Annotated in this window: 26 protein-coding genes, 1 pseudogene and 1 riboswitch; of the genes and pseudogenes, 18 read left to right on the forward strand and 9 right to left on the reverse strand. The window is 68.4% G+C overall.

Annotated features, from left to right (window positions below):
- Positions 1 to 3: 3 nt before the first annotated feature.
- The 4 genes from ABD743_RS37250 to ABD743_RS44640 all read right to left on the reverse strand — a co-directional run bounded on the left by ABD743_RS37250 (position 4) and on the right by ABD743_RS44640 (position 3881).
- The gene (locus tag ABD743_RS37250; protein WP_344728180.1) at positions 4 to 948 is read right to left on the reverse strand and encodes an NADP-dependent oxidoreductase; all 945 of its coding nucleotides are present in this window, start codon (positions 946 to 948) and stop codon (positions 4 to 6) included.
- 104 nt (positions 949 to 1052) lie between these two features.
- A complete protein-coding gene (locus ABD743_RS37255; RefSeq protein ID WP_344728182.1) occupies positions 1053 to 2435 on the reverse strand; it encodes an NtaA/DmoA family FMN-dependent monooxygenase in 1383 nt (460 codons plus the stop codon).
- Positions 2432 to 3661, reverse strand: a complete 1230-nt coding sequence (locus ABD743_RS37260; RefSeq protein WP_344728184.1) for an LLM class flavin-dependent oxidoreductase — start codon at positions 3659 to 3661, stop codon at positions 2432 to 2434. Before ABD743_RS37260 ends, ABD743_RS37255 begins: the two co-directional genes overlap by 4 nt.
- Positions 3662 to 3743: 82 nt before the next feature.
- Entirely contained in the window at positions 3744 to 3881 is a 138-nt protein-coding gene (locus ABD743_RS44640) for a putative leader peptide (RefSeq protein ID WP_379659343.1), read from the reverse strand.
- A 319-nt stretch (positions 3882 to 4200) separates the two neighbouring features.
- Positions 4201 to 4294: riboswitch (SAM riboswitch) on the forward strand.
- A gap of 303 nt (positions 4295 to 4597) precedes the next feature.
- Between ABD743_RS44640 and ABD743_RS37265 the strand changes: the two genes are divergently transcribed.
- From ABD743_RS37265 to ABD743_RS37295, 7 genes are all read left to right on the forward strand, one after another.
- Positions 4598 to 5770: an FAD-dependent oxidoreductase gene (locus ABD743_RS37265; protein WP_344728186.1), complete on the forward strand. Its 1173-nt coding sequence runs from the start codon at positions 4598 to 4600 to the stop codon at positions 5768 to 5770.
- Positions 5771 to 5840: 70 nt separating this feature from the next.
- Complete coding sequence (locus tag ABD743_RS37270; protein WP_344728188.1) at positions 5841 to 6329, forward strand: GNAT family N-acetyltransferase; 489 nt, start codon at positions 5841 to 5843, stop codon at positions 6327 to 6329.
- Positions 6326 to 7300 (forward strand): amino acid ABC transporter permease, encoded by a 975-nt coding sequence (locus tag ABD743_RS37275; RefSeq protein ID WP_344728190.1) that lies wholly within the window; start codon positions 6326 to 6328, stop codon positions 7298 to 7300. Before ABD743_RS37270 ends, ABD743_RS37275 begins: the two co-directional genes overlap by 4 nt.
- Positions 7297 to 8088, forward strand: a complete 792-nt coding sequence (locus ABD743_RS37280; protein WP_344728192.1) for an amino acid ABC transporter ATP-binding protein — start codon at positions 7297 to 7299, stop codon at positions 8086 to 8088. The genes ABD743_RS37275 and ABD743_RS37280 overlap by 4 nt, the downstream gene beginning before the upstream one ends.
- Positions 8089 to 8166: 78 nt before the next feature.
- Complete coding sequence (locus ABD743_RS37285; protein ID WP_344728194.1) at positions 8167 to 9153, forward strand: ABC transporter substrate-binding protein; 987 nt, start codon at positions 8167 to 8169, stop codon at positions 9151 to 9153.
- A 55-nt stretch (positions 9154 to 9208) separates the two neighbouring features.
- A complete protein-coding gene (locus tag ABD743_RS37290; protein ID WP_344728196.1) occupies positions 9209 to 10033 on the forward strand; it encodes a DUF1684 domain-containing protein in 825 nt (274 codons plus the stop codon).
- The gene (locus ABD743_RS37295) at positions 10030 to 10572 is read left to right on the forward strand and encodes a flavin reductase family protein (protein WP_344728198.1); all 543 of its coding nucleotides are present in this window, start codon (positions 10030 to 10032) and stop codon (positions 10570 to 10572) included. Before ABD743_RS37290 ends, ABD743_RS37295 begins: the two co-directional genes overlap by 4 nt.
- 27 nt (positions 10573 to 10599) lie before the next feature.
- Here the strand turns inward: ABD743_RS37295 and cas6e are convergent, their stop codons facing one another.
- The 4 genes from cas6e to casA are packed head-to-tail and all read right to left on the reverse strand — an operon-like array spanning position 10600 to position 15414.
- Positions 10600 to 11256, reverse strand: coding sequence for a type I-E CRISPR-associated protein Cas6/Cse3/CasE (gene cas6e / locus ABD743_RS37300; RefSeq protein ID WP_344728200.1), 657 nt, complete (start codon positions 11254 to 11256; stop codon positions 10600 to 10602).
- Positions 11257 to 11949 (reverse strand): type I-E CRISPR-associated protein Cas5/CasD, encoded by a 693-nt coding sequence (cas5e, locus tag ABD743_RS37305; RefSeq protein WP_344728202.1) that lies wholly within the window; start codon positions 11947 to 11949, stop codon positions 11257 to 11259.
- Positions 11946 to 13070 (reverse strand): type I-E CRISPR-associated protein Cas7/Cse4/CasC, encoded by a 1125-nt coding sequence (gene cas7e, locus ABD743_RS37310; protein WP_344728204.1) that lies wholly within the window; start codon positions 13068 to 13070, stop codon positions 11946 to 11948. The genes cas5e and cas7e overlap by 4 nt, the downstream gene beginning before the upstream one ends.
- 25 nt (positions 13071 to 13095) lie before the next feature.
- Entirely contained in the window at positions 13096 to 15414 is a 2319-nt protein-coding gene (casA, locus tag ABD743_RS37315) for a type I-E CRISPR-associated protein Cse1/CasA (protein WP_344728206.1), read from the reverse strand.
- Positions 15415 to 15423: 9 nt separating this feature from the next.
- On the opposite strand from casA, the gene ABD743_RS37320 reads away from it, so the two are divergent.
- The 5 genes from ABD743_RS37320 (at position 15424) to ABD743_RS37340 (ending at position 18668) form a co-directional block, all read left to right on the forward strand.
- Positions 15424 to 15588: a hypothetical protein gene (locus tag ABD743_RS37320; RefSeq protein WP_344728208.1), complete on the forward strand. Its 165-nt coding sequence runs from the start codon at positions 15424 to 15426 to the stop codon at positions 15586 to 15588.
- A gap of 592 nt (positions 15589 to 16180) precedes the next feature.
- Positions 16181 to 17350 (forward strand): acyl-CoA dehydrogenase family protein, encoded by a 1170-nt coding sequence (locus tag ABD743_RS37325; RefSeq protein ID WP_344728226.1) that lies wholly within the window; start codon positions 16181 to 16183, stop codon positions 17348 to 17350.
- A gap of 50 nt (positions 17351 to 17400) precedes the next feature.
- Positions 17401 to 17859: a hypothetical protein gene (locus ABD743_RS37330; protein ID WP_344728232.1), complete on the forward strand. Its 459-nt coding sequence runs from the start codon at positions 17401 to 17403 to the stop codon at positions 17857 to 17859.
- The gene (locus ABD743_RS37335; protein WP_344728228.1) at positions 17814 to 17978 is read left to right on the forward strand and encodes an epoxide hydrolase N-terminal domain-containing protein; all 165 of its coding nucleotides are present in this window, start codon (positions 17814 to 17816) and stop codon (positions 17976 to 17978) included. The genes ABD743_RS37330 and ABD743_RS37335 overlap by 46 nt, the downstream gene beginning before the upstream one ends.
- Positions 17979 to 17981: 3 nt before the next feature.
- Positions 17982 to 18668 carry an alpha/beta fold hydrolase gene (locus ABD743_RS37340; protein WP_344728210.1) on the forward strand — a complete coding sequence of 229 codons (687 nt, stop codon included), beginning with the start codon at positions 17982 to 17984 and terminating at the stop codon, positions 18666 to 18668.
- Between the two features lie 66 nt (positions 18669 to 18734).
- Here the strand turns inward: ABD743_RS37340 and ABD743_RS37345 are convergent, their stop codons facing one another.
- Complete coding sequence (locus tag ABD743_RS37345; protein ID WP_344728212.1) at positions 18735 to 19571, reverse strand: nitroreductase; 837 nt, start codon at positions 19569 to 19571, stop codon at positions 18735 to 18737.
- A 398-nt stretch (positions 19572 to 19969) separates the two neighbouring features.
- On the opposite strand from ABD743_RS37345, the pseudogene ABD743_RS37350 reads away from it, so the two are divergent.
- From ABD743_RS37350 to ABD743_RS37375, 6 genes and pseudogenes are all read left to right on the forward strand, one after another.
- A pseudogene (locus tag ABD743_RS37350) lies at positions 19970 to 20779 on the forward strand (GAF domain-containing protein); the annotation flags it as partial.
- Between the two features lie 90 nt (positions 20780 to 20869).
- Positions 20870 to 21535 carry a sensor histidine kinase gene (locus tag ABD743_RS37355; RefSeq protein WP_344728230.1) on the forward strand — a complete coding sequence of 222 codons (666 nt, stop codon included), beginning with the start codon at positions 20870 to 20872 and terminating at the stop codon, positions 21533 to 21535.
- 378 nt (positions 21536 to 21913) lie between these two features.
- Positions 21914 to 22561 carry a cysteine hydrolase family protein gene (locus ABD743_RS37360; RefSeq protein ID WP_344728214.1) on the forward strand — a complete coding sequence of 216 codons (648 nt, stop codon included), beginning with the start codon at positions 21914 to 21916 and terminating at the stop codon, positions 22559 to 22561.
- Between the two features lie 490 nt (positions 22562 to 23051).
- On the forward strand, positions 23052 to 23627 hold the full coding sequence (locus ABD743_RS37365; RefSeq protein ID WP_344728216.1) for a TetR/AcrR family transcriptional regulator: 576 nt from the start codon (positions 23052 to 23054) through the stop codon (positions 23625 to 23627).
- Positions 23628 to 23902: 275 nt separating this feature from the next.
- Complete coding sequence (locus ABD743_RS37370) at positions 23903 to 24727, forward strand: enoyl-CoA hydratase/isomerase family protein (protein ID WP_344728218.1); 825 nt, start codon at positions 23903 to 23905, stop codon at positions 24725 to 24727.
- 37 nt (positions 24728 to 24764) lie between these two features.
- Positions 24765 to 25367 (forward strand): arylamine N-acetyltransferase family protein, encoded by a 603-nt coding sequence (locus tag ABD743_RS37375; RefSeq protein WP_344728220.1) that lies wholly within the window; start codon positions 24765 to 24767, stop codon positions 25365 to 25367.
- Positions 25368 to 25657: the final 290 nt, after the last annotated feature.

Genomic DNA, 25657 nt, shown 5'->3' on the forward strand with positions numbered 1-25657 from the left:
GTTTCAGGGCAGGAGCACGACCTTTCCGCCCGCGTGTCCTTCCGCGACGAAGCGGACCGCGGCCGCGGCGTCGGTGAGCGGGTAGGTCCGGGCCACGACGACGTGCAGCGTGCCCGCTGCCGCCGCCGGGAGGAGCTGCCGCCAGGCGTTGCGGCGGATCTCAGTGCCGGGGTCGGCGCCCGGGGCACCGCCGATGAGTCGTATTCCGGTGTCGGCCCGCCCGAACGCTGCGATCGAGACGATGCGGTTGCGGTCGGCCACCAGCTCCAACGAGACGTCCACCGCTTCCGTGGTGCCGACGGTGTCGACCGCGGCGTCCACTCCGGACGGTGCCGCATCGCGCACCCGGTCGGCCAGCCCGGGCCCGTACCGGACCGGGATCGCGCCGTAGCCGCGCAACAGCTCGTCGTGCCGGGCGCCCGCGGTGGCGACGACGGTGGCGCCTGCCGCGACCGCGAGCTGCACGGCGAGCTGGCCGACGCCCCCGGACCCACCGTGGATCAGCACCGTGTCGCCTGCGGCCACCCCGACGACGGTCAGCGCGTGCACCGCCGTGGCTCCGGTGAGCATGATCGCCGACGCCTCGGCCCACGGCAGCTGCGCCGGCTTGTGCACCACGTTCGCCGCCGGGAGCGTCAGCGCGGCGGCATAAGCGCCCGGAGCCGGGTAGGCGATCACTTCGTCGCCGACCGCCAGTGCCCCGTCGCGCCCGGCGGCGCCCGGGCCGACCGCGGTGACCACGCCGGCGAGCTCGTTGCCCACGGCAAGGGGAAGGAGCGCGGGATCAGCACCCATCGTCCCGCTGAACCGCTTGTAGTCGACCGGGTTGATCCCCGCTGCCCTGACCTCGACGGTGACCTCACCCTCGCCGGGTGCAGGCACCTCGGTGTCGACTGCTGCGAGTACCTCAGGGCCGCCGAACGCCGTGGCCACGATCCTGGTCGTCATGACCGGGTCAACCGCCTCGTGACGAGGCTGATTCCGGAGCCCGGCGGCCTGGCCGGCGTGCGTTCCGCCGGCGTCGTCCGTCACGTAGCGCCCTGGGACCGCGGTCAGACCGCAGCCCCCGCGTCCTCTGTGCGTCGTTCGGAACGCCGCGGCAGCGGTGGGAGGCCGAGGTTGTCGCGCAGCGTGCTGCCGGTGTAGTCGGCGCGCAGCGAACCGCGCTCCTGCAGCAGGGGCACGACCTGGTCGACGAACTCGTCGAGCCCCCACGGCACCAGGTGGGATCCGATGATGAGCCCGTCGGACCCGTCGTTCTGCACGAAGTCGTCGATCTTCTCGGCGACCTGGGCCGGGGTGCCGACGAAGGGGCCGCGTTCGAATTGGTCGATCACGAGCTCGCGGAGGCTGAGCTTCTTCGCGTCGGCGATCTCGCGCCATCGCGCCACGGTGGCGAAGCGGTCCTGGTGGACGAACGCGCGGCCCTGGATGATCGGCGGTGCGTCGGGATCGGGGTCGACGTCGGGCAGTGGGCCGTCGGGGTCGTAGCCGGACAGGTCGCGGTTCCAGACCTGCTCGAGCAGGATCTGGGCCGTCTGCCCGGTGATCTGCTGCCCGCGCACCTCCTCGTAGCGCTCCTGCGCCTCGGCCTCGGTGTCGCCGAGCACGAAGCTCGCCGACGGGAGGATCTTGAGATCGTCCGGGTTGCGGCCCGCCCGTGCGGCGCGCGCCTTGACGTCCCGGTAGAACTCGGCGGCCGCCGGGAGCTTGCCGTAGGGGGAGAAGATCGCGTCGGCGCTACGCGCGGCGAAGTCGCGGCCCTCGGGCGACACTCCGGCCTGCAGGATCACCGGTCGCCCCTGCGGGCTGCGGGGCACGGTGAACCGTCCGTGGATGTCGAACTGGCCGCCGCGCACGCTGAACGAGCCGGCGTCGGCGCGGGCCAGGTAGCGCCCCGTGGCCTGGTCCACGACCAGGTCGTCGTCGTCCCACGAGTCCCAGAGGGTGCGCAGCGCGTCGATCATCTCGGCGGCCCGCTCGTAGCGCTTCGAGCGGTCGAGGAAGCCACCGCGGCGGAAGTTCTGGCCCGTGAAGGCGTCGAACGAGGTGACGACGTTCCACGCGGTGCGGCCGCCGGAGAGGTGGTCGAGGGTCGCGAACTGCCGGGCCAGCTCGTAGGGCTCGTTGAAGGTGGCGTTGATCGTGCCGGCGAGCCCGAGATGCGTGGTGACCGCGGCGAGCGAAGCCAGCACCGGCAGGGTGTCGGGGCGGCCGACGATGTCTTGGTCGAAGACCTGCCCCGCCCGCTCACGCAGGGCGAGGCCCTCGGCGAGGAAGAAGAAGTCGAACTTGCCCCGTTCGGCGGTGCGCGCGGTGTGCTCGAAGGTCGAGAAGTCGATCTGGCTCCCGGCCTCTGGGTGCCACCACGCGGTGTGGTGGTTCACGCCGCCCAGGTAGGCGCCGAGGATGATCTGCTTACGCGGTGCGCTCATCGTGATCGTCCTTTCAGGCCGGTTGCGCCGACGGCGTAGCGGTTGGGAACGGAGGTCGGCAGACTGAGCAGTCCGCGCAGCGTCGTGGCTTCGTACACCGTGCGGAACAGGCCTCGGCGCTGCAGTTCGGGGACGACGTCGGCGACGATCCGGTCGAGGTCCTCGGGCAGCACCGCGGGCCGCAGCCGTACTCCGCGGTACCCGATGGCCTGCCATGCGGCGACGAGGTCGGCGAGCTCCGCGGCGGAACCGGTGAACACCGTCGTGTCGGACGTGTACGGCTCGCCGGCGACGTCGTCGAGTCGGCGCAGGCGTGCCGCGCCGGGCTCGGTTGCGGTGTCGAGCACGACCACGAGGTCCGCGTAGACATGCAGGGGCTCACCGGTGCGCCCGACGTCGGCGGCGGCCTGCTCCACGTCGGCGAGCAGGGCGGCCGCGTCTCGCTGCTCTGTGGGGGTGACGAAGACGAGGTCGGCGCCCCGGGCGGCGAGCTCGTACGGCTCCCGCCGGTGTGCGAGCGCGACCACCACCGGCTGGCCCTGCGGGGGCCGCGGGGTGATCGACGGTCCCCGGACGCTGAAGAACCGGCCCTCGAAGTCGACGTGGTGGACCTTCGTGCGGTCGATGAACCGGCGCGTGGCGACGTCGCGGATCTCGGCGTCGTCCTCCCAGCTGTCCCACAGCTGCCGGACCACCCGGACGACGTCGGCCGCCTCGTCGAAGAGCGCGACGAGCGCTTCGGGGAGCCGCGGTGCGGTGAGCTCCTCGGCCGAGGGGCGGGTGATCTCCCGCCTTCCGATGTGCGCGGCGTCCTCGGCCCGGCCCGAGACCTTCACCTGCCAGCCCGCGCGGCCGTGCGAGTTGTGGTCGAGCGTGGCCACTGCCTTGGAGACGTGGAACGGCTCGGTATGGGTGGTGGTGACGGTCGGGACGAGCCCGACCCGGCTGGTCAGCGGTGCGAGGAAGGATGCGATGAGCAGCGCGTCGAGCCGGCCGCGGACCTCGTCGACGCGGTCGTCCGGTTGAAAGGGGCTGTGCGACTGCAGCCCGAGACTGTCTTCAATCGTCACGAGGTCCAGCAGCCCGGCTTCGGCGGTGCGGGCCAGATCGGTCCAGTACCGGGGGGTCAGCAGTTCGCGGGGGTGGGTGCCGGGCTCGCGCCAGGCGGCCGGGTGCCAGCCCGCGCCGTCGAGCGCGACGGCCAGGTGCAGGGGTTCGGATGCCACGGGTGCCTCCGGAGGGATCAGATGCCGACGGAAACTGAACCGCGACGTCGACGACGCGCGGTTGGGGCGGGCGGGCTACTGATCAGCGAGGACAGATCGCCGTGCTCGTGCGGCACAGATCGACGTGGTGCCGCCGGACGAGCGGGACGCGACGACGGCGCTCGGGCGCTGCGTCCACGTGATCCCCTCCCGGCCGCCGGGCGTGGGCCCGGATCGGCATCGTGATCGACGCTAGAGAGCCCGGCCCCCGCAATCAACGGGTCGTGCCCCACACCGCCGGCGACGACGCCGACGTTCTGGTGTACGAGCTGCGGGCGTGGCGGGAACCGTCCGTTCGGGCTGGGCGAGAGCCGATCGAACGCCGTTTCCGTTCGGTGCTCGAGGCGTCGTCCGCCGTAGCAGCGACCATAGATACTCGATACCGAAGGATCAACAGCCCGTCGGATCCGGCCATGGGCCGCGGGTCGTCACGCGTCCGATAGACCGTGTGTTCGTCACATCCTTGACAGATCCATCGGGTGGTCGCCTACATTCGATGCCGTCCATCCAGAGCGGCCGAGAGATCTGGCTCGTCGAAGCCGCAGCAACCATGTGCCTCATGGCGCCGGGTGCTAACGCCAGGATCGATGGGAGACATCGTGCGTCGATCGGACGCCCGGCCGGCGGCCACGCGGTCGTCGACGTGGTTGACGTCCATCTGGTCGAAGCGTCGGCACGTCGATCTGTGCCGCACGCAGGCCGCTCTTTGTCGCTGACCCATCCCGGCCTTCGAGCCACCCCGCTTCCCGTGCGCTGACGCGTACGGCTGGGCTCTGACGCGCCTCGGTCAGGTCTCTGCAGGACGGTGATTCCGGCGGTTCCGGAGCCGTCTTTGTCCACAGTGGATTGTTCCCCCGCGTCGGGGGTTCCTGCTGTCCGTGTCGTGGAAGGACAGTCATGCCAACGTTCCCGCACATCCCGGCGGCGCGCCGTCTGTCGAGGTCCGTGCGCGCCGGAGTCGTCGACGTCGTGGTCATCGGCGGCGGCGTGGTCGGTGCGGCGGCTGCATGGCAGCTCGCCGGTCGGGGCCGCGAGGTGGTGCAGCTCGAGCAGTTCGAGACCGGGCGTGCGCGCGGTTTCCCGTACGGATCGGCGGAGCTCTACCGGCAGTCCTACCCTGCGGCGCCGTACGTGCGCCTTGCCATGGACGCTCTGCCGCTGTGGCGCGAGGTGGAGGCCCAGACGGGCGCAGCTCTGTTGCAGATCACCGGGGGCGTCGACCATGGTGACCCGCGCCGAACGAGGGCGCTCGCCGGATCCCTCGGCGAGCATGGCATCGCCCATGAGTGGCTCGATGCCGACGAGGCGTCGCACCGGTGGCCGGGGATGGTGTTCGGCGGCCCCGTGCTGCACCAGCCGGACCGGTCCGGCCGTCTGCACGCCGATCACGCCGTCGCCGCTCTGACCGCGGCTGCCGTGGCGCACGGGGCCGTAGTCCACCGTTCCACGCCGGCGACGGCGATCGCCGTGCGCGGAGACGATCTCGTCGAGGTCGAGACACCACGAGGCCCGATCCGCGCCGGCCGGGCGGTGGTGGCGGTGGGAGCGCGCACGGCGGATCTGCTCGATGGGCTCGTCGAGCTGCCCAGGCTGCGGGTGACGCAGGAGCAACCCGCGACGTTTCCGCTGCACGGCGGGGTCGCCCCGTTCTCCCCTCACCACGTCGCATGGCCGACGTTCGTCCACCACACCGGTCCGGAGGACGGCTGGCCCAGCAGCGTCCACGGCACGTCCACTGCGGACGGACGCGTGAAGCTCGGGTTCCACGGCGTGGGGACGCAGACCCACCCGGACCGGCACGCGTTCGCGCCGGAGCCGGCACAGCTGCGCAGGCTGCAGGAGTACGTGGCCGCCTTCCTGCCAGGGCTCGACCACAGACTTCCCAAACCGATCGGTTGTACCCGCACGTCGACGTCCGACGGAAGGTTTCTGCTGGATACGGCCGGTCCTCTGGTCGTGGGAGCGGGGTTCTCGGGTTACGGGCTCGCGTTCGCCCCGGCGCTGGGGCGGGTGCTCGCGGACCTCGCGACCGGTGTGATCGACCGCGTGCCCGCGGCGGCGGGGCGATGAGCGAGCTTGCGAGCGAATCAGTGTTACAGCGTCCCCGCGAAGCGCTGACCGAGTGCAGCGAGGGATTGCGATGAGTTCTCCTGCGCTGGAGGTTCGCCAGGTCGCCTACACCGACCCGCTGGTGGTGCCGATGCTCACCGAGCTGGACCACGAGTACACGACGCGCTACGGACACTCGCTCGGCGACATCGGCGAAGAGATGCGTCGTCGACCGGAGGAGTTCGGCGCCCCGGACGGCGGGCTGATCCTCCTGCTCGCCGACGGCGACCCGGTGGCAGGCGGCGCCTTCCGCCGCTTCGACGACCACACGGCCGAGCTCAAGCGGATCTGGACGCACTCGGCGCACCGCCGCCGGGGTCTGGCCCGCCGGGTGCTCACCGAGCTCGAACGGGAGATCGCCGCCCGCGGGTACCGCCGGATCTACCTGACGACCGGACCGCGCCAGCCGGAGGCCAAGGGCCTCTACCTCGCCACCGGCTACAGACCGCTCTACGACCCGGAGTTGCCGGCCGAGCAGATCGGCAAGCACCCCTTCGAGAAGGAAGTGAGCTCTCGATGAGCGCAGCTCCCGATACCGCGGCAGTGACCGCGAACAGCCCACCGGCCGCCACCCAGGACGTCGACGAACGGCTCGTCGTCGTTCCGTCCCGGCACCCGTGGCGGTGGGCCGCAACCGTGATCGTCGCGGTGCTGCTCGCGATGGCGATCAACGCGCTCGTCACCAACCCGGCGTGGGACTGGCCCACCGTCGGGCAGTTCCTCTTCGCCCCGTCGATCCTGCGGGCGGTCGCGCTGACCCTGCAGCTGACGGTGCTCGGGATCGTGATCGGTTTCGTCCTCGGCACGGTGCTCGCGGTCATGCGGCTCTCGCCGAACCCCCTGCTGCGCTCCGTCAGCTGGACCTATATCTGGATCTTCCGGTCGGTGCCGCTGATCCTGCAGCTGCTGTTCTGGTACAACCTGGCGCTGCTCTACCGCGCGATCAGCTTCGGCATTCCGTTCGGTCCCGGCTTCTTCTCCGTCGGCACGATGGACCTCGTCAGCCCGGTGACGGCCGCGGTGCTGGGACTCGCACTGCACCAGGCCGCCTACGCCGCCGAGGTGGTGCGCTCGGGGTTTCTCTCGGTGGACCAGGGGCAGCTCGAGGCGGCCGCGGCGCTGGGTATCCCGAAGCTTCGCCAGTTCCGCCGGATCCAGCTCCCGCAGGCGATGCGCACGATCTTGCCGACCGCGGGCAACGAGCTGATCGGGCTGGTCAAGGGCACGTCGGTGGTCTACATCATGGCGCTGTCGGAACTCTTCTACCAGGTTCAGGTGATCTACACCCGCAACGGACGGGTCATCCCACTCCTGCTCGTGGCGGCCATCTGGTACCTGGTGCTCACCACGGTGATGTCGATCGGACAGTTCTACATCGAGCGTCACTACGCCCGTGGAGCGCTGCGGACCGTGCCGCCGACGCCCATCCAGCGGTTCCGGGCGTCGGTGCGCACCGGGTTCGCGCTCTTGCGGAAGCGGGTGCCGGCATGACGGCCCCGGTCGGCGTCACGGCCGCCCCTCCGATGGTCGATCTGCGCGGGGTGCACAAGAGCTTCGGCGCGCTCGAAGTGCTTCGCGGCATCGACCTGACCGTGCGCGCGGGGGAGGTGACCGTCCTGCTCGGGCCGTCAGGGTCCGGCAAGTCGACCCTGCTGCGGGCGATCAACCACCTGGAGAAGGTCGATCGCGGGTTCGTGCAGGTCGACGGAGAGCTGATGGGCTACCGGCGGGTGGGTAACCGGCTGCACGAGCTCTCGGAGCGCCACATTCTCCGCCAGCGCACACACATCGGGTTCGTCTTCCAGAGTTTCAACCTCTTCGGCCACCTCACCGTGCTGGAGAACGTCGTCGAGGCACCGATCTCCGCGCAGGGCCGGCCCCGGGCCGAGGTGGTGGCGGAGGCCGAAGAGCTGCTGGGACGGGTCGGGCTGAGGGACAAGGCGGGGGAGTACCCCCGGCGGTTGTCGGGGGGACAGCAGCAGCGTGTCGCGATCGCCCGCGCGCTCGCGCTGCGTCCCAAGCTCGTGCTCTTCGACGAACCGACGTCAGCGCTCGATCCCGAACTCGTCGGCGAGGTCCTCGACGTGATGCGCGACCTCGCCCGCAGCGGCACCACCATGGTCGTCGTCACCCACGAGATCGGCTTCGCCCGGGAGGCCGCCGACACCGTCGTCTTCCTCGACGGCGGCCGGATCGTCGAGCAGGGCCCGCCGTCGCAGGTGCTCGACGCCCCGCGCGAGGAGCGCACCCGTGCCTTCCTGAGCAAGGTCCTGCACTGAACACGCTCCCGGCCGCGGAACCACGGCCGGGTCATCAACACGCCGGCTTCCGCCGCGTGCGCATCTGGAGGAACAACCGTGTCGAGGTCCCTGAGACGCCTACGGCTGGCCGCCGTTCTGCTCGCACTGCCGGTGCTGGCCACCATGGCATGTGCGGGCCCCGACCCCGACCAGGCGGCCGGCCCGGCACCGGCATCCGCGGCGGGTGCCAAGGTCAACACGAGTCCCGAACAGAACCGGGTGCGCGCCGAGAAGGTGGAGGAGATCGCCGCGCAGGTGCCCCAGTCGATCCGCGACCGCGGCACGCTCGTGGTCGGCACGACCGGAAGCGGGAACCCGCCGCTGTCGTTCCGCGCCGACGACGACACCACCGTGATCGGCGTCGAACCGGACATCGCGCAGTTGGTGGCCGACGTGCTGGGCCTGCGGCTCGAACTGCAGCCCACGTCGTGGGAGAACCTCTTCCTCGCTGTCGAGTCCGGACAGTACGACGTCGGATTCTCGAACATCACCGTGACCGAGGAGCGCAAGGACAAGTACGACTTCGCGACGTACCGGGTCGACACCGTCGCGTTCGAGGGCCGGGTCGGTGGCAAGGTGCAGAAGATCGAGAAGCCCTCGGACGTCGCCGGGCTGACCATCGGGGTGGGGCCCGGCACCAACCAGGAGCAGATCCTGGTGCGCTGGGACGAGCAGAACCGTGCGGCGGGCCTGCCGCCGGTGAACATCCAGTACTACCAGAACCAGGGTGACTTCTACCTCGCGTTGGAGTCCGGTCGGCTCGATCTCTACTTCGGGCCGAACCCCACAGCGTCCTATCACGTCGCGACCGGCGGGAAGACGACGATCGTCGGCACCGTCAACGGAGGTGGGGAGGTGCAGGCCGACATCGCCGCGATGACGAAGAAGAACAACCAGTTCGTCGGTGCGCTGAGCGCCGCCCTCAACGAGGTGATCACGGACGGGAAGTACAAGGAGGTCCTCGACCGCTGGAATCTCACCGCGGAAGCGGTCCCGACGTCACAGATCAACCCTCCCGGCCTGCCGCGCCAGCCCGCCGGCTGACGACCCGATGACCTCCCGGCCTCCGACACGTACAGATCCGGAACAAGGAGAGTGCATGAGCATCACCGATTCCCGACCGAGCGATCAGCACCTGCGGGACGAGTGGGCGAGCTGGCATGCCGAGCGTGAGGAGGATCTGCGCGCCCCGCACGGGTGGCTCAGCCTCACCGCCCTGCACTGGCTCGACGCCGAACCCCGGACGTTCGACGGGCTACCGGGCACCTGGCGTGCCTCCGGTGACGGCGGTGTCGAGGTGACCGCCGCCGAGGGCGCCGGGCTGGTGGTCGGTGGCGCTCCGGTGACGTCGACGGTGCGGCTCGAGCCCGTCGACGGCCTGCCCGGCGTCCTCGTCGAGGTCGGCCCGCGCACGGTGGAGGTTGTGCGCCGCACCGACTCCTACGCGTTGCGTGTGCGTGATCCCGAGGCCACCACGTTGGCGGAGTTCGTGGGTGTCCCCGCCTTCCCCGTCGACGCGCGGTGGGTCGTCGACGGCACGTTCGTGGCCTACTCGCAGCCGCGGCGGATCACCGTCGGCGCCGTTGTCGACGGCTTGCAGCACTTCCCGACCGCCGTCGGGGTGGTGCGCTTCGCCGTGGACGGCAGCGAGCACGAGCTCGTCGCGTTGCAGGGAAAGGCCGAAGGGCTGGTGCTGCATTTCCGGGACGCCACGTCGGGGGAGAGCACCTACGGCGGTGGTCGCGTGCTGCAAGTGCGGGGCGCGGATGATCACGGCAGAGTGCGGATCGACTTCAACCGGACCCTCAACCTGCCATGCGCGTTCACCGCATCCGCGACCTGCCCGCTGCCTCCCGCGGAGAACCGGCTAGCGGTTGCCGTCGAGGCCGGGGAGCGCAACCCCGCGCGGCCGGACCTCGGATGAGCGCCACGGTGGGGAGCGCAGACACCGTGGACGCCACGGATCCGGTGGTCGACGGGGCCGCAATGCGGGACGTACTCGGGCATTTCGCCTCCGGCGTGGTCGTCGTGACCGCGAACGGCCCGTCGGGGCCCATCGGGTTCACCTGCCAGTCCTTCACGTCACTGTCACTGGATCCGCCGCTGGTGAGTTTCGCCCCGTCGCGAACGTCGTCGACGTGGCCCCGGATCCGCGACGCCGGAACGTTCTGCGTGAACATCCTGGCCGCCGACCAGCAGCATCACAGTGCCGGTTTCGCCCGGTCCCATGTGGACAAGTTCGCCGGTGTGCGGTGGCGCCCAGGGCGGTCCGGCGCGCCGATCCTGGAGGGGGTGTGCGCGTGGGTGCACTGCAGGCTCCACAGCGAGCACGACGGTGGGGACCACACGATCGTCGTGGGCCGTGTGCTCGAGCTCGCCGCCGACCACGCCCGGCGCCCCCTGCTGTACCACCGCGGCAATTACGGGTTCGTCCTTCCCCGACCCCGTGAGGAGGTCCGGTGACCCGTCGCACATCGAGTCGCGACGGAGTTACCGGACCGCGGCGAGGGTGAGAAGGCCGCAGCCGTAGCCCTTGGCTGGACCGATCCCACTGATGAGCGCGGCGCGGACGGCTACGGGATCGTCGATCCGGAGTTGTCCTTCGAACACGGCCGTCGCGAGCGTGACGGTGTGCTCGTGGCGGCTGAACCGTTGCGTCCGCCGAGACCGGACGATGAGATCCGGTTCCTCGTGCACCCCTTCGGGCACGGAGAAGCCGTGCCGTCGGGCTTGGCGGAGCAGCCAGCCGGTTTGCCGGGCGGCGGTGACGTGGGCGAACCGTTTGCCGCGGCCGGTCGCGTCGACGGGCCGGGCGTTGTGGACCGGGTTGGCCAGCAGCCGGAACGCCCACCTGTCGCCGCTGGTGAGCCGGTCGAGAAAGGGCCGGTAGTCGAGGGTCTGCCAACCATGGGTAGGGCGGCCGGCTGTCTCGACCAGATGAGTCAGGTCGGGTCTGCCGGGGCTGACGATGTAGAGAACGACGTCGTGGCGGCCTTCGTCGAGTCGCCACAGCACCCGTCCCTCGCTGTCCTCCTCGCAGGATTCGGGGAAAGCGGCCATCACCGCGGCATGCAGGCGGTGTGGCGAGGCCAGTAGGCGCCGAGCGTCGCGGCGGGCGGGATCGATCTCGAATCGGGTCAGGTGCATCTACAGCACCACCAGGGGGTCGTGCCGGACCCCGGGATACATCGGGTTGGACACCTCGACCGGGGGGTGCCGTAGCACGGCGCGCCATTCCCATTGGCGGTGTCGGGGGTTGAAGCTCACCGGTTGGTCGCGGACCAGCGCCGCGCCGGTGGTTCCGGGCAGGCAATCCCCGACCAGTTCCAGATCGGCGGTGGGTGCGTCCCATCGGCGCTGGAACCACGGCGTGGCCCGCCACGGCTCGGCCGACAGCGCTTGAACGGCCTCGCCGGAGCGCAGGCCCTGCTCGACCCGACCCACGGGAGGACAGGACCGCCGGCCCAGGTAGAGCGGGAAATGCGGGTGTCGGAGTGCGGCGTGGAGCCCTTCGAGAAGCGCGTCCTCGCCGTGCAGGCCGACCAGAAAGACCGCGTCGGCGAGGTAGCGGCGGGTCGAGACCGAGATCGGTGTTCGCTCACCCGGGCGGGCAGCTGTCTGGAAATCGCGTTCGATCCGTCCGGGCTGGTCGATTCGCACCGCCATCTGCAGGCCGAGCAATTCGTCCAGCGGATCGGTGCGTCTCCGCCCCTGGGCGGCGGCCAGCAGCCCGACGATCCCGCTCTTGCTGGGCATCCGGTCGGTGCCACGGCGGGAGAACCGGCTGCTCGTGCCCCACGATTGCAGCGGGGCGGCCAGCCGTAACAGCAGTGTGGTCACCTGAGCCGAGACCTCACTGCGGCACCCAACGCTGCGACCGTGGTGCCGGCATCGCCGCGCTCGGCGATGGCCGCCAGCGGTGCCAGCCGCTCACCGGGCCCGAACGTCCACGCCGCGACGGGGGTCTCGGCGTAGGCCTCGTGAACCTCCACGGCGTGTGTGGCCAACCGAGCGATCGCGTCCGGCACCCGGCCGTGATCGCGCCCGCTGATCGCGTCCTCGAACGCACCGACCAGATTGATCGACTGGGTGTCGCGCAGCACGACCAGTACGGCGTCGGGCAGGGTCCGGTTGGCGAATGTGTTCTGTTTGCCGGTCGGCATGCTCCGTACGAAGGCGCGGGCGAAGGCCTCCACGGCGCGGCGGGTTGCCTCGGCGTCGCCGAGGTTGTCGCGCAGCCGGTCGACGTCGATGGTGGCGTAGCGGTAGAGGGTGGCGGAGTTGAACTCGACGGTGCCGATCATCCCGGCGCCGGCGTCCTCTTCCTCGCTTGCCTTCTTGTGGTCGTCGACCGCGGTGAAGTAGTCGTACTCGTTCTCCACCGCATGAACCGACAGCGCGTGCGCGACCTGCGCTGCCGCGTCCACGTTGAGATCGATCGCCTCGGCGACCATCCGACCGAACAACGCGACATCGACCGAGTGCCGGGCATCAGCGCGGGCCTTGGCCACAGTCTTCGGAATCGCCACCGCCGCACCGGCGGCCTCCGTGGTCGCATGAACTGCCAGTTCGGCGAGCCCGATGACCTGCCGGTGGCTGAGGAACACGAGATACCCGGACTCTTCCGGAACGTCCTTCTTGCCTTTCGGGAGAGCGGTTTTGATCCCTGCCGCCGCGAGCATGTCTTTTGCCAGCCGTGGAGCCTGCTGGGCCAGGGCGGGCTCGAGGGTGACGATCTCGTCGCCGATCAGCTCGATCAACCGCTTGGTGCGCACTCCCAGCTCGCTCCGGTCGAACAGCTCCTCGAAGGCGGCTCGGATGGCACGCTTCCAGGCCTGGCTGGACACGCGCGCTCGCACCACACCGCCATAACGGGCGGTCTTCGGGCTGCCGGTGTCGTCCCGGTTGAGGTTGCTCGGGGGCACGGTCTGCAGAACGTGGAAATCGACGATGGTGCGCACAGCAAGCCTCCTCTCGAGGCGCGGTTCAACAGGCGGCCACGGTTGCGGAAGCCTCGGCCGGCGGACGTTCGGTGCGATAGAACTCGCGCCACCAGCGCAGCCGGACCCGATCCGCGCCTCCGGGCCGCTGCCACGCCACGAGCTGGTCGGCAAGCAGCCCGTAATCGACGGGAACACCCTCGGCGCGCAACACCTGCACCGCGGCGCGCAGATGATGGGCCAGTTCGGTGAAGGAGGCCGCAGTCCCGATGACGCAGAACCGCCGCCGAATCTGTTCGGGCACCGCTTTCGGATAGCCCCTGTGCGACGCGCGCAGCGCCGCACCCAACCCACGGCCACGGCGGTGCATCGGCTCACCGCACGACTGCTGATGCAACCCGAACAACGTCATCGCCACATACGCAGCGTTTGCCTCACGGCTGGGAACACCGTCGCGTGAATCGGGCGGAAGCTCATCGGCCACGGTGAACTCCAGGATGTCCACCAGCTCTCCCGGCTGCTTGCCCACGCCGCGCCGCAGCCGGGCGAGCGCAGCCACCGCCGTCGGATCTCGGGGCACTCCCAGCACGCGACGCTGCAGGCCAGTGATCTGTACGTCGACAAAGGTGCCGACACGGCCGAGCCGCGGCCACGATGCGGCGCCCGAGGGCGCAGACAGTGCAACGTCGGCCGAGTCCTCCAGGCGACTGGTCGTGCCGGTGCCGCAGGCGGCGAACGGAGTCGACGCGAAAGGAAGAGCGGCCCGTAGATCCGCCCCGAAACGGGCCTCGGCATGGGCGGCTGTCAGGATTCGGCCTCGGACGGGGCGTCCTTCCCAGGAGGCGGGTGCCACCGAGGCCAGCAGTTCCTCGGCCGCCCGCCCGACCATCGCGAAGACCGTCGTGTGCCAGTCGGTCTGCACGGCCTCGGTGTCGCAGTCGGCATGCAGATCCGACAACCAGTGGCGGAACGGGCCGTCGAGCTCGGCGTGGACACCTTCGATCGCGCGGCTCCTCGGGCCGACGCACTCCCCGCCGGCCGCAGCCACGAGGTCCCCGGCGAGCCCGCCGAGCGCCCAAGCGGCTTTCTCCGCGGCCTCCACACCGGAGATCGCAATCCGGGCGAGCTCCCGGGCGTCCTGGCGGGCGAGAACAGCCGGCAACGCGAGACTGTCGTCAACGATGTCGTCGGTGACGGAACTCTGCGAGCCGTAGATCATCCCAATGGCTCGCACCCGAACCGGGAAATCCCGAGCGATCCTGCGTTCCAGATCGAGGTGCCCGAGCCATTCCAGGACTCCCGGAGCCGGCGCGGTCACGGGCCGGCCCGTCCGGTGGGAAGCCGCGCCCGGCAACAAGGCCGGCAGGCCACGCCAGATCGCCCGATCCGGATCGTGCTCACGCGGCATGTACACCAGTGGCCGCCCGAGCTTCTTCTCCTGAGCGGCACTGCGTCGCCATGCGGTGTGCGGCTCGAGACCTTGCATGTTCTCCGGGCTCGACCGTTCACCGTTGCAGATCAGCACGCGCACGACCCGACCGGAGGACGGGACCAGCCGGATCCGCCGGCTCTGCCAGGTGTAGAGATCGATCGGGCCGGTCGCAGGGCGTCCGCCCTCGACCTCCTCGGCCGCACCCACCGGCTCACGCTCCCAGGCAGGAAGATCCGACGCCGGGTCCCGCGCACCAGGACCGAAATCACGGGCCGGCAGATTGAGCAGCAGCGTCTCCTTCAGAGTCCGCCCTTCCAGCAGCACTCCGCCCAGCCGCCCGCTCCACGCAACCCCGATGGAATAGCCCTTGCCGCTTTTCACGCGCGCGTCCCCGACCGCACCGGACTTGATGCCGGAGCAGTCGAACGCCTGGCAATGCACCACCCAGCGGGCCGCCTCCGCATACGACAACGACAGCTCGCCACCGAACCGGGTGGTGAAGAACGGCACCCCATTCGGCACGTCGGCGATCAACTTCGACAGCTCGGACGTCTCACCCTTTGCTGTGTGCAGGTCGGCCACCTGAAAGAACGGCGTTGCCGAGGAGAACAGATCGAACCGATCCGAGTGCGAAGCCAGGTAGCCGGCGATTCGTGCGACGGGCAACTCCGGCGCCTCCCACAGTTCCTGCCACTGCCCGTCATCCTGTGGCCCCTGCAGCGCCCCGTGCAGGACAGCCAGCAGCATCCGGGTCAGCGCGAACGTCTGCGTCGGGACATCTCCGGAGAGTCCGGCGAGGCGATGCGCCCGCTCGAGAGTGCGCAGCACCCCGTACTCGGTGAGAACTCCCTCCAGATCACGCACCCTGATCCATGGCTCGTGGATCAGGTCGAACGTCGCCTGATCAGATGGGCATACCGCAATCCCCGTCATGAGTCGTAGGTGAGGCCACAACGCGGCGCCGTGTTGCAGCGCGGCGCGCCGGGCGTCGTCACGGCCGAGCAGGAGCTGTCACCTGCAACGCTCCAGGAACGAAAGCCGACCAGCCTCGGCCGCAGCCCCACGCTGACCGTCCACCACCCCCGCAGGTGCGGGGAGCACCTCTGAACGGGGAAGCGCGTCTCCCCGATGGAAGGATCACCCCCGCAGGCGCGGGGAGCACCTCCTGCCGGGCGCTGAGCCGCTCCCACGCGGCGGAACACCCCCGCCGACGAGGACGAGCCCGGTGGTCCGCATTTCGCCCCAGCGCAGCGTGTCCCTCCCGCCGCGTGACCTCGGCTCGTTCTGCACCGGGTTCTCGCCGTGGACCAGGTGCGCCGGGCGCAGTGACAGGTAACCCGCGACGATCCCCCCTGCTGACGACTCGGTGGGCGACTCCACCCGCGGCACAGGCGAAGGCTGCCTGCCTGCACCTGGAAGACCCGGCTCATGGCAGCGATCCTGATTCGCAGCTTTCGAGGCGTCCAGCAGAGCGTCCCGCGGGACTGGACACGCCACTGGACACATCTGGAAGCCGACCGAGATCCTCGAATCGGGAGTCGACGTCGTGCACGATCTGCTGTGCAGACCGTTCTTGACGGGCTTTATGCCTGAAAAGCGAGTCGATCCACATCTTCCGCGAGGTCAGCGGGCGAGGTCGACCGTCCGGTGATCCTCTTCTCGTGAATGGCAACTCGACGGGATCGGGGTTCATGCAGTGATGAAAGCTGACAGCCAGTCGGTGTTGGATGGTGCCGCCATCCTCGCCAACGCCGAAGAGATCGGGCCACTGCTGCGGGAGCACGCTGCCGACGTGGAAGCCGCTCGCCGCCTGACCGAACCGGTTGTCGATGCACTTCGGTCCACCGGCGTGTTTCGCATGGCCATGCCCGCGACGTGGGGCGGGCCTGAGGTCGATATCTGCCGGCAGAACGAGATCCTCGAAACGCTGGCTCGGGCTGATGCCTCAGCCGCCTGGTGCGCGATGATCGGCTCCGACAGCGGCTTTTACAGTGGGTACATCGACGACGCCGCCGCTCGGTCGCTCTATCCCAACCTTGATGCTGTGACGGCCGGGTGGATCGCTCCGGCAGGGATCCTCGAGGTGTGCGACGGCGGCTACCGGCTGTCGGGCCGATGGTCGTTCGGCAGTGGGTCGACCCATGCGGACGTCATTGCGGGCGGCGCTCGGGTGGTCGAGAACGGGGCGCCTCGACTCTTGGCTGACGGCACGCCGGAAGAGCGGATGGCAATGTTGCCGGCAGAGCAGTGGGAGGTGCTGGACACCTGGAGGCCTCTGGGCCTGGCCGGAAGTGGAAGCCACGACTACACGATCACCGATGCGTTCGTGCCGGCGGAGAACACCTGGTCCTTCGGCGATAGCTATCGCTCCGAGCCGCTCTACAGGTGGCGTGGAATGTTCATGGTCAACTTCTTCGGACTTCCGCAGGGGGTTGCGCTCGATGCTTGTGACGTGGCCACGTCGATTCTCGGCGGTAAAGTCTTGATGCCGGAGATGGTTCCCGCTAAGGATGTACCGCGTGTTCGGGCTGCTGTCGCCCGGGCGAGCGCGATGGTCGGCGCGGCTCGCAGCTACTCTTACGACACCGTCGGCACTTTCTGGAATGTGATCGTGGCCGGCGATGAGCCGTCGTTCGAGCAGCGAGCCCAGCTCACGGGACTTTTCGTGCACGTGGCGTCGGAATGTCGCGCTGCTGTTCGTTTGCTTGTCGACACGGTCGGCACCGTCGCGATCCAGGACGGCTGCTCATTGGGGCGGAAAATGCGGGATCTCGATGTGATCGCTCAGCACGTTCTTGCGAAGAGTCAGATCTGGGAGTGGGCCGGGGGGATGTACTTCGGGCAGGATCCGCCTTTTCGAGCTCTGTGATGGCGACTGTTGCGGAGCGGCTGACCGGCGCCGAGGCATGAGGTGCGGCGGTGCGGTTCGTGGCTCGGGTTGGCATGGCGCTACTGCTGATCTTCAAATCGCACGGTGGAGACGAATTCATGTCTGGTCGAGAAAACATGTCCTCGCCCTTCGGCGATGAACGCCTGCCCGGTCTGCAACGCCGCATGGTCCTGAAGGCGGGGCTCGGCACGGCGGCCGCCACCGCCTTCGGTGCGCTTACGTCGGCGCCGGCGCCGGCGCCGGCGTTTGGATCAGCCCTGTCGCCAGCTCGCACCGGTGAGCTGCGAGAGTACAAGGTGGTCTGGAGCGATCAGCAACTGGAAGGCCTGTGCAGGAAGATCAAAACTCTCAAGTTCCCGCGCGTTATTCCGGGATCCGGATGGAAATATGGTATCCCGAGTATCTTCGCGCTCTCATCACCTACTGGTGCGATGGGTTCGACATGGAGGGGGCGTCGACGAGCCTCAACCGATACCCGCAGTACGTGACCCGGGTCGAGGATCTCGACATTCAGTTCATCCGCGTGATCGGCGAAGGCGGTCCCGACAAGGCGAGACTCCCGTTGCTCAGCACCCATGGCTGGCCCGGATCGACGTTCGAATTTTGACAGGTGATAGAGCCGCTCGCCTTTCCGTCGCGATGTGGTGCCAAGGCGGACGTCGCGTTCGACCTCATCATTTCCTCGCTGCCAGGCCATGGTGCCTCGGGCAAGCCTCCGCGGCCGATCGGCGCGCGGACGACCGCGCGGCTCTGGAACAAGCTGATGGGCGAAAATCTGGGTTATGAGCCCTATTACGCACAAGGTGGCGACTGGGGGGCCGGCGTGGCCGGTTCGCTGGCTATCGATTTCCCCGAAGTTGTGAAGGCCATTCATCTCAACCTGATGATCGTAGCGCCGCAGGTGCCGGCCGAGACTGCGGCCGAGGAGGAGTTCTACGCAGAGGCGGATGAGGATGAGCGGCGCTGGGGTGCCTACTATCAGCTGCGGGCCACCGAGCCCAAATCCCTCGCCTATGCCATGGCCGACAATCCGGTCGCGCAGGCGCAATGGCTGATCCAGCGCTTCTATCAATGGAGCGACAAGCGCACCCGGTCCTTCGACCACGTGTTTTCCATGGACCAGCTGTTGACCAACGTCATGATCTATGTCATCAACGATGCGTTCCAGACCTCCACGTGGTTCTATACCGGAAGTGAGGAGGAGCACGTGAAGCAAATGCCCAAGGGGACACGCGTCAGCGTGCCCACGGGTTTCGCCTCCTATTCCGGCGACTCCGCAACTGGGCAGCGGCGCTGAAATTATGAGAGATGCCCAGACTTTTCGTCCGTAACACATGGTCGCGGTGCTCGCGCTCTCTACAGGTCATGCCGAGTCTTTCCGCCAACTCGCGGCGGAGTTGTAGAACCTGGCGAACGACTCCACCGGCTCACGGACGGTGCGTTGGGTATTGACGCGGTCGTTCTCGTCGGCATGTCCTAGCGCGACTCCGCACACGATCAGATGGTCGTCAGGAATCGTCACGTGCTTCCGCACCACCGACGGAAAGTCGATCAGCGACGCCTGAGGGCACGTGTCCAATCCGATCCCGCGCGCAGCGAGCATCAGCGCCTGCAAGAACAACCCGGCATCCACCAGCGCGCCCTGTAGGGGAGCGGTGCTGACGGTGAGGATGATCTCCACCGGGGCTCCGTAGAATTCGTAGTTGCGCCGATGCTGCCTACGTCGGCCGGCAGAGTCGTCTCTCGCGATTCCGAGCGTGTCTCCGTAGAGGCCTTCCCCGAACGCGCGGCGGCGCGAGCGGAACGGCTCGGGCCATTGGTCCGAGTGTGGTTGGTAGTCGTACTCCTCGGCCTCGATCCGTCCGGCGTCGAACGCGCACAACAGGTCCGCGCTCAGGGCTTGCTTCGCCGCGCCGATCAGTACATGCACCTGCCAGGGTTGGGTGTTGGAGTTGCTGGCCGACCGGGACGCCAGCGCGAGCAGTTGCTCGATGTCCGCTCGCGCCACGGGCGTCGGCAGAAACGCCCTGCAGCTGCGCCGCGTGCGCAATGCGTCTTCGACCGTCGTCGCGGAACCCATGGCGGGACCCTCACCCGGCTTCTTGATGAACTGGGCAACCACATCGCGCTCGCTGTGCCGGCTGCGTAACACCCCACTCTCCCAATGTCTCGACAGCCCCGAGTGGCTCCCGACGACCATGACGGGACTTCTTGTTCAAGTGTGATTGATCGATCCCTGCCGGCCGCTTTCGCGGGCTGATGAGCGTCCGGCCACACTTCCTCGAAGTAGGATCCACGGAACGCATGTGGCGTGCATCACGGCCAGTGGGCGTCGCAGCTGGGTGCTGGCCGGAGTTCGATGGCTCCTGCTGGCGGTACCACTTGAATGGGCCGGAGCAGACCACGTTCATCGTCGTCTGGATCTCACTGACCGCACGTGACGTCATCGACGTCAAACGCACAGTCATCGGCTCGTGGCGCGGTGTGTCGAGCCGGCCCCGGTCTCGGCGTGGGGGCGATGGCTGTTGCTCGTGCTGGACAACTGCTTGTCCTGGACGAGTTCGAGGATGAGATGACCAGGATGGCGGGACCGCTTCCCTCGCCCGGTGGGCAAGAGTCGGGGCCACCTTGTCCGACCCGGTCGGTACCCCACTGGCCCACAGCCCGCGGAACGTGCACAAGCTGGTATTTCAGACCGGCCGTGCGGCGCGGACAGACGACTTCTCCGCCGACCCGGGTGCAGCCGTCGAGGCCGCCCGCAAGTCCGGCCTCCGCTCGTCGCTCGGAGTGCCGATCAGCGTCGCGGGCAGGCTATGGGGCGTCATCAGCGTGGCGTCCTCGCGGGAGGAGCCGCTGCCCGCGGACGCGGAGGCGCGGCTGGCCGGGTTCACGGAGCTGGTCGCGACCGCGATCGCCAACGCACAGGCCCGGCTCGAGCTGCGCGGGTTCGCCGAGGAGCAGGCGGCGCAGCGCCGGGTGGCGGCCCTGGTGGCCCGGGGGGCGCCGGCGGGTGAGGTGTTCGCCACGGTCGTGGAGGTGGTCGGGCGGCTGTTGGCGGTCGACCATACGATCTTGAGCCGGTATGACCCGGACCGTCTGGCGACTGTCGTCGGCCACTGGGACAGACCGGACCAAGGGCGCCCGCTGGTCATCGAGGGGCGAATGAAACTGGGGGGACAGAACATTCACACGCGAGTGTTCGATACGGGTCGCTCGGCGCGGATCGACGACTACGGCGTCACCTCGGGCGCATTCGCCGACGTCGCTCGGGTCTGGCAGCTCCGGGCGTCGGTGGGCGTGCCGATCTGGGTCGAGGGCCAGTTGTGGGGCGTGATCAGTGTGGGATCCCGCGCCGGACCGCTGCCCGCCGGAACCGAGGCCAGATTGACCGGGTTTACCGAGCTGGTCGCGACCGCGATCGCGAACGCCGAGGCGCAGGCCGCGCTGGCGGCCTCACGGGCGCGGATCGTCGCCGCGGGCGACGCCGCCCGCCGCCGGATGGAGCGGGATCTGCACGACGGTGCCCAGCAGCGGCTGGTCTCCCTCGCCGTGCGCGTGCGTGCGATGCAGGCGATGCCTTCCGAGGCCGGGGAACTCGGCGCGCAGTTGGACGAGGTCGTTGCGGAGCTGAATGGTGTGCTCGACGAGCTGCGTGAGATCGCGAGTGGCCTGCACCCCGCCGTGCTCGCCGAGGGCGGGCTGCTCCCGGCGCTGAAGACGCTGGCTCGCCGCTCGGCTGTTCCGGTGAACCTGGACATCGGCGTCGATGGTCGGTTGCCCGAGCCGGCGGTCGAGCTGGCCGCGTACTACGTCGTTGCCGAGGCGCTGACCAACACCGCCAAGCACGCCGGTGCCTCCGGCGTCGATGTCACCGTGACGGCCGGTGAGGGGGTGCTGCGGGTCGCCGTCCGCGACGACGGCCGCGGAGGCGCAGACCTCACCTCCGGTTCGGGCCTGGTGGGGCTCACGGACCGGGTCGAAGCGCTCGGTGGCCGGCTCTGGGTGAACAGCCCGTCCGGCGCGGGCACCACGGTCCAGGTCATGCTTCCGCTGGCCGCATCCGGCGGCCCGGGGCTGCGGGCGGCAGGCGGCGGCCCACCGTCCGGTCCCGGCCCTGCACGTCCGGCCGAACCCAACCGTCCTGACAATGCACGAGAAAGCTGACGGCGGCAGGCTCCGCCGTGGCGCCGGTCGCCGTCAGCCCGGCCGGCCTCGGTCCGCGCCGCGGCGCGACGATTGCGGTCTGAGCTGGGTGTTCGCGCGGCTATTCGGAGCACCACCGGACGGATCATGTCGTGAGTCGTGCTGGAATAGACCTGCAGGTCACGGCAGTAGGATGTGTATCGGGCGCCCACAGCCTGTTCCATCTACCGCTTCTGTGGAGGCAACCCAAACGCGCCCGAATGGCGGCTCGGCAGTCGACGGGACGCATGTAAGGTCCATGCCCCGGCGAGGCCACTACCATTTCTGGACAGCAGAACCAGAGAAGAGTCTAAACCTCGTCACCACTCTCAGTGGCCTAAATCGGAAGGAGTAGCAAAAATGGACATCCGGAAGAATGACACCGCGGTCGTGTTCATCGATCCGCAGAACGACGTCCTGAGCGAGGACGGGGCAAATTGGGGCGCGGTCGGCGCGAGCGTCACCGAGAACAAGACGGTCGAAAACATGGAGCGGATATTCGAGGCTGCGAAGTCTCGCGGATACGAAGTGTTCATCTCGCCCCACTACTTCTATCCCACCGACAGTGGCTGGATGATGAACGGGCCACTCGAGACAGCCGAGTTCAAAACTCATACATTTGCCCGGAGTGGACAGCTCGATCTGACCGGTTTCGAGAACTCCGGCGCGGACTGGCTGGATCGCTTCAAGCGTTATATTGACGATGGTAAGACAGTTGTAGCAAGTCCGCACAAGGTGTTCGGGCCGCAGACCAACGACCTGGTCCTGCAGCTGCGCAAGCGAGGGATCGGCAAGATCCTCCTCGGAGGCATGCTGGCCAACATGTGCGTCGAATCCCATATGCGCGAGTTCATCGAACAGGGCTTCGAGGTCGCCATGCTCAAGGATGCGACGGCCGGGCCTCGGCATCCGGTCTGGGGTGACGGCTATGAAGCCGCGATCGTCAATTACCGATTTTTCGCCCATGAGGTGCTGTCCGCCGATGAAGCGATCGATCGCATGCGCTGAGGCGAAGTTCAAGCCGCGCGGAGAGCAGTGGTTGCCCGAGCCTCCCTGGGTCTGACCTGTTTGTAGCCCGAGTCGGACCGTGGGCGTTTCTTCCGAGATGGACAGCGAGTGGGCGAGATCATCGAGGAGGGAGTGCGGCCGCCCGGGCGGGGCGACGGTGCTGCATCTCCACGCGCGTGACAAAAGACCGACCGGCCTGTTCAGGACATTCGGTTGTTCGAGCGGCTCCTCGCGGGGGCCTGCACACGTGAACGGACGTGATCCTGGAACTGATCACGGGTGGTGGCCGCTCCATGTGATCGCCGAACGAGCCCCGGTCGTTCACGCCTTCCGATCAGAAATGCTCACATTCAGCGCGGGCGGATCATCTTCGGATCGGGCGACGGTGAGCAGCGTCACGTGAGATGCGGTGGAAATTCGGCGCCGTCCGTGGCCATCATGGTTCCGTACCGATCGTTCTCAATAGGTCCTCGAGTCGAAAGGGGGGACCGTGGCGCGACCCAAGGAGTTCGATGTCGACGTCGCCCTGATGAACGCGATGGTCCTTTTTTGGGAAAAGGGCTACGAGAACACCTCTCTGCAAGATCTCGTCAGCCGCATGGGTGTGCACAAGCGGAGCATGTACGACACCTTCGGCGACAAACGCACTCTCTTTCTGAGGGCCTTGAACCGGTATGCCGACTTGACGGAGGCGGCGGACCGCGAGAGGGTCGCCGAAGCCGGCAATGCGCTGGAGGCGCTGCGTGTGCTGTTCGAATCGTCGGTCGAGCAGTCGGATGCGCGGCCGTCCGGTTGCCTGGTCGTGAACTCGGCCACCGAGGTGGCTCTTCGAGATCCGGAGGCCACTGCGCGGGTTGAGCGCAACTTCGCCGAACAGCAACGCCTGCTGAAGGAGATCGTCGAGCGAGGTCAGCGCGACGGTGACATCGACCGCTGTCATGACGCCGGCGTGCTGGCGACGACGCTGTTCAACGCGTTGCTCGGGCTGCGGGTTCAGGCGAGGGTTGTAACCGACCGGGCACTTCTGGCGCGGATGGTGGAGGGCGTGCTCGCCGCAGTGAGGTGAGTCGACCGGCGGGTGTGCTGCGTCGCCACGAGTACCGCAATGAGCGGTCTTCTTTTTTGGCCTGATTCTGCACCGATTGTTCTCAATCGACTTGGGGTGGCGACGGGACCGGAACTCGGCCGAACGGCGTGGGCGGCAGGTTGCGCCGACCGCCCGGACGGCACCGACCCGTCACCGGCCCCGAGCAGCACGTCATGTCACTTTCCCGCACCATGTCAACGGCCTACGTCGTACATGTAAATGCAGTCCGTCACCACCACTGAACAAGGAGCACCATGGCAAGCAATCGGCTGACCATCGAGGAAGTCGCGCGCGGATACTGGCGAGTGGTCATCGATAACCCGCCGATCAATCTCTACGACCCGGAGATGTTCGCCGAGTTGCGCGTTCTCATGGACCGCATCGACGCCAGCAACGAGCTCAAGATCGTTGTTTTCGAGAGCGCCAACCCGGACTATTTTGTAGCCCACTACGACCTGGAGCGGGGCGAGGTCGTCCCGGCCCAGCCGGGCGCCGCGGAGTTCAGTGCCTGGCCCGCATTTGTCACGAGGTTGGCCCAGTCGCGAGTTGTCAGTGTCGCCAAGATCCGTGGCCGCGCTCGCGGGCACGGCAGCGAGTTGGCACTCGCCTGTGACATCCGCTTCGCGAGCAAGGAGAAGGCCGTGCTCGCGCAGGTGGAGGTGGGCGTGGCCGTGGTCCCCGGCGGCGGGGCGACCGAGTGGCTCAGTCGCCTCGCCGGCCGGTCGCGGGCACTCGAGATCATCACCGGTGCCGACGACTTCGACGCCGAGACCGCCGAGAAGTACGGCTGGGTCAACCGAGCAGTACCCGACGCGGAGCTGGATGCCTTCGTCGACAACTACGCCCGCCGTGTCGCGAGCTTCGACACGGACGCGCTCGAGCTGGCCAAGAAGCTGGTCAACGCCCGTGCCGGCATCCCCTCCGAAGCCGACCGCTGGGCGTCGAACCAGTCGTTCATAGGCACGACCTCCTGGCCCCAGACCCGACAGACCATCGACGAACTGATGTCGCGGGGCCTCCAGGCGGAGGGCGACTTCGAGCTGCGACTCGGACACCACGTCGGACTGGTACGTCGGTGACAGGCGCCGTGGCGGCGGGTGCTTTGAACACAACCTGTTGCTCCGCAGCGCGCTCGATGCCCTGGGCTACAGCACCACCGGCCTTTCCGGGCGCGTGCTGTGGAACCGGCCCGTCGAGGCGCCGATGCCCCCGCGCGACCACATGCTGTTGCGCGTCGACCTGCCGGAAGGTCCCCATATCGTCGACGTCGGCTTCGGCGTCGCGACGCCTACGGGTGTGCTGGCTCTCGAGCCCGAGGTGGAGCAGGCAACACCGCATGGGCCGTACCGTCTCCTACCCGACGGGCCCGCGTTCGTGATGGAGGCCCGGCTGAGTGACCAATGGCGTCCGCTGTACCGGTTCGACCTCGCCGAGCAATACTTCGCCGACTACACGATGGTCAACTGGTACAGCGCACACCACCCCGACTCCCTGTTCGTCATCGGGCTGTTGATCGCGCGCGCCGACACCGACCGCCGCTACACACTCAGTGGCACGACGGGCGGCGGAGTCAACGTCGCGGTACACCACCCCGACGGTCATTCCGAACGGCGCGAGCTGAACTCACCCACCACGATCCGGGTCGCCCTCGAGGAACATTTCCTGATCGACCTGTCCGGGCTACCCGACCTTGACGCCGCCCTGGCCCGCCTGTTCTGACCGACAAAACTTCGGACGCCGTGATACGGATCTATGACGGCGCCTGTCGGAAGGCTGTGATGATGTCGATTTTCGCGATTCGGCCGTCTCCGGCAACCGCGGAGAAGTATCGCGCCGCCGGCGTGTGGCGCGGCTACGGTCCCATCGGGGATCTGCGCCGGTGGCGTGAGGAAAGTCCTGATGGCATCGCGATGAGGGCCTATCGGGCCGGCGCCGTGGGGGCGGAGTTGTGTTCGGTGGGGCTCAGCTACGCCGACTACGCGCACTACGTCGAGCGGTTCGCCGGAGCG

It is taken from the genome of Pseudonocardia yunnanensis (assembly GCF_039534065.1).
GTDB lineage: Bacteria > Actinomycetota > Actinomycetes > Mycobacteriales > Pseudonocardiaceae > Pseudonocardia > Pseudonocardia yunnanensis.

What these genes read in the sequence shown, in the direction of transcription:
- ABD743_RS37345 (WP_344728212.1), bottom strand. Translation starts at nt 19,571, where the DNA reads ATGGTCGTCGGGAGCCACTCGGGGCTGTCGAGACATTGGGAGAGTGGG.
- ABD743_RS37335 (WP_344728228.1), top strand. Translation starts at nt 17,814, where the DNA reads ATGGAGGGGGCGTCGACGAGCCTCAACCGATACCCGCAGTACGTGACC.
- ABD743_RS37325 (WP_344728226.1), top strand. Translation starts at nt 16,181, where the DNA reads ATGAAAGCTGACAGCCAGTCGGTGTTGGATGGTGCCGCCATCCTCGCC.
- ABD743_RS37265 (WP_344728186.1), top strand. Translation starts at nt 4,598, where the DNA reads ATGCCAACGTTCCCGCACATCCCGGCGGCGCGCCGTCTGTCGAGGTCC.
- ABD743_RS37255 (WP_344728182.1), bottom strand. Translation starts at nt 2,435, where the DNA reads ATGAGCGCACCGCGTAAGCAGATCATCCTCGGCGCCTACCTGGGCGGC.
- ABD743_RS37275 (WP_344728190.1), top strand. Translation starts at nt 6,326, where the DNA reads ATGAGCGCAGCTCCCGATACCGCGGCAGTGACCGCGAACAGCCCACCG.
- ABD743_RS37370 (WP_344728218.1), top strand. Translation starts at nt 23,903, where the DNA reads ATGGCAAGCAATCGGCTGACCATCGAGGAAGTCGCGCGCGGATACTGG.
- ABD743_RS37360 (WP_344728214.1), top strand. Translation starts at nt 21,914, where the DNA reads ATGGACATCCGGAAGAATGACACCGCGGTCGTGTTCATCGATCCGCAG.
- ABD743_RS37280 (WP_344728192.1), top strand. Translation starts at nt 7,297, where the DNA reads ATGACGGCCCCGGTCGGCGTCACGGCCGCCCCTCCGATGGTCGATCTG.
- ABD743_RS37295 (WP_344728198.1), top strand. Translation starts at nt 10,030, where the DNA reads ATGAGCGCCACGGTGGGGAGCGCAGACACCGTGGACGCCACGGATCCG.
- ABD743_RS37290 (WP_344728196.1), top strand. Translation starts at nt 9,209, where the DNA reads ATGAGCATCACCGATTCCCGACCGAGCGATCAGCACCTGCGGGACGAG.
- ABD743_RS37250 (WP_344728180.1), bottom strand. Translation starts at nt 948, where the DNA reads ATGACGACCAGGATCGTGGCCACGGCGTTCGGCGGCCCTGAGGTACTC.
- ABD743_RS44640 (WP_379659343.1), bottom strand. Translation starts at nt 3,881, where the DNA reads ATGCCGATCCGGGCCCACGCCCGGCGGCCGGGAGGGGATCACGTGGAC.
- ABD743_RS37355 (WP_344728230.1), top strand. Translation starts at nt 20,870, where the DNA reads ATGGAGCGGGATCTGCACGACGGTGCCCAGCAGCGGCTGGTCTCCCTC.
- ABD743_RS37270 (WP_344728188.1), top strand. Translation starts at nt 5,841, where the DNA reads ATGAGTTCTCCTGCGCTGGAGGTTCGCCAGGTCGCCTACACCGACCCG.
- cas6e (WP_344728200.1), bottom strand. Translation starts at nt 11,256, where the DNA reads ATGCACCTGACCCGATTCGAGATCGATCCCGCCCGCCGCGACGCTCGG.
- casA (WP_344728206.1), bottom strand. Translation starts at nt 15,414, where the DNA reads ATGACGGGGATTGCGGTATGCCCATCTGATCAGGCGACGTTCGACCTG.